General features: G+C 64.8%; 3 protein-coding genes. 1 reads left to right on the plus strand and 2 read right to left on the minus strand.

Going from position 1 to position 2,176, the window contains the following annotated elements:
- A partial coding sequence (locus NN2_RS35585; RefSeq protein ID WP_169812497.1) for a C40 family peptidase occupies nt 1-468 on the plus strand: 468 nt, incomplete at its 5' end.
- Nucleotides 469-476: 8 nt separating this feature from the next.
- On the opposite strand, the gene NN2_RS35590 is transcribed toward NN2_RS35585, so the two are convergent.
- On the minus strand, nt 477-1,379 hold the full coding sequence (locus NN2_RS35590) for a transglycosylase SLT domain-containing protein (RefSeq protein ID WP_063019654.1): 903 nt from the start codon (nt 1,377-1,379) through the stop codon (nt 477-479).
- Nucleotides 1,380-1,702: 323 nt separating this feature from the next.
- A partial coding sequence (locus NN2_RS35595) for a transglycosylase SLT domain-containing protein (protein WP_156511573.1) occupies nt 1,703-2,176 on the minus strand: 474 nt, incomplete at its 5' end.

Consider the following 2,176-nt stretch of genomic DNA (forward strand, 5'->3'; position numbering starts at 1 on the left):
GGCGGCAACACCAACTCCACCGAAACCGCCACCGAAATCGACCGCCTCACCAACCAATACCTCTACAACATCTACGGCAAAAAATACCCGAAGACGGCCTCCGGAACATCGGCCAAGGCGCAGCAGGCCATCCAGACCGCGCTCAGCAAACTGGGCGCGCCCTACGTCTGGGGGGCCGAGGGGCCCAATCAGTTCGACTGCTCCGGGCTCACGCAGTACGCGGCGAAGTCGGCCGGGGTCAACATTCCACGAACGGCGGACCAGCAGTACCAGCAACTCCCGAAGGTGGCGCCGGATCAGATCAGACCCGGCGACCTCATCTTCCCCCAAGCGGAATTCAACAACGGCAACCCAGGGCACGTCATGATGTACATCGGTAACGGGCAGGTGGTGGAGGCACCGAATTCCAAATCTGTTGTGCGAGTGCAACCGCTTCCCAAGAGCTTCCACGCCAGCCGGTGGACCTGACCGGTTCCTCAATATCCGACGTACGAGCCGCCGCCGTGCAGATTGGCGACGCCGGGCACATTGCTCACCGAACCATAGCGGTCGATGGAATAACGCACCCCCGCGATGATGTTGTCGACCGGATTCCAGATATCCCGATGTCCGGGCAGCGCGTAGGCGTTGAAGGTCGAATCGATCGTCTGCATCAGGCCTTTCGAGGGATGTCCGGCCACGGCATTGCTGTCCCAGAGATTGATGGCATGCGGATTCCCGGAGGACTCGTGCGCGATGATGGTCGCGATGGCTCCGGGGTCGATCCGGCTGACGTCGTAGCCGTTCTGAGCGAGAATTTGCAAGGCCTGATTGATCCACAGGCCCGTCTCGCCGGCGGGCATCGAGGACGGAGGTCCGGACGATCCCGATCCGCCCGTGCGGTAGACCGTCCTGGTCGGATGTGAGTCCTGGACGTACTTCGCGGCCAGCGCCTCGATCCGCTGGGAGTCCAGGACTGCCGCCATCCGGCTCTGGTCCACGGTATTTCCGGCCCGCGCCAGTGCGTCGCCGAGCGTGACCATCACCTGTCGCCGGCCGGCGGCGGTATTGCTCACCGGCCCGAGCGCGGTGAGCGCGGCGTCCACCTCGGCGATGATCGCCGACATGGTGGCCCGGCCACGCGCGCTGGTATCGACGGTGTCGCCGAGGACCCGCGACAGTTCGGCATTGAGATCGCCGATCGCGCTGTCACGTTCGGCGCGAGCGGTATTGCTCGCTGCGTAACCGGAGCCGAGGCCGCCGTCCCAGGCGATCGGTCCGGTGGGAGCGCCGTTGCCGGTCATCGGTGGTGCGTAGGGTTGTCCGGTGTCGGCGGTCGGCGTACCGGAACCGAAGCCGGCCGCCATGGTGGTCAGGCTGGTGAGGGCCGCGATGGCCATGGGTGTCGAGGCGCTGTGGGCGGCAAGGATATCCGAGTGGACGGCGGGCGCGGCGGCGGCGGGTGCGGAGCGAGCTTGCGCGATAGCTGCTGCAGCCGAATCGTTCGTCGCCGCAGCCGATTTCGCTACCGACGGCACGGCGGGCCCCGGCGCCGGGACCGCGCTCGGGCGCTGGTTTCGTCGTTCGCGCCGATCGGCCGGTGCGGTCGTCGCCACACCGGGCCGGGTCAGCGTCCACTCGTCGGCGGGATTGTCCGAACCGGACCGCTGCTCAGCGGATTTCGATCTCCGAGGTTCGGGTGAACGGGGCTGGGTCGGTTCCATCAGTACGCCACGTAGGCCTGGCCGTTGCGTACCGCCTCGACGCCCGGCACATTGCTGACGGATCCGTAGACGTCGATCGCGTAGCGGACACCGGCAACGATATTGTCCACGGGGTCGGAGATATTCTTGTGGCCCGGTGCCGCATATTTGTCGAAATTCGGCTGGATTATCTGCATCAGCCCCGTGGAGGGGGTCCCGTTCTTAGCGTTTATGTCGTCATTGTTGACGGCTCCGGGGTTACCGCTGCTCTCGTAGTGGATGATGATCGCTATCGCTTCGGGATCTATCTTGCCGGTGTCGTATCCCATTCCCTGCAGCACCTGCAGCGCCTGTTGAATCCATTGGCCCACAGTGCCTCCCACGGTCTTGGCGCCCGAGCCGCCCGGGTATTTTTTGCCGTAGATGTTGTAGAGGTATTGGTTGGTGAGGCGGTCGATTTCGGTGGCGGTTTCGGTGGAGTTGGTGTTGCCGTC

The sequence above is a fragment of the Nocardia nova NBRC 15556 genome (assembly GCF_001613005.1).
Lineage (GTDB): Bacteria > Actinomycetota > Actinomycetes > Mycobacteriales > Mycobacteriaceae > Nocardia > Nocardia nova.

Coding starts and splice junctions, on each gene's coding strand:
- NN2_RS35590 (WP_063019654.1), bottom strand. CDS start 1,379: ATGGCCATCGCGGCCCTCACCAGCCTGACCACCATGGCGGCCGGCTTC.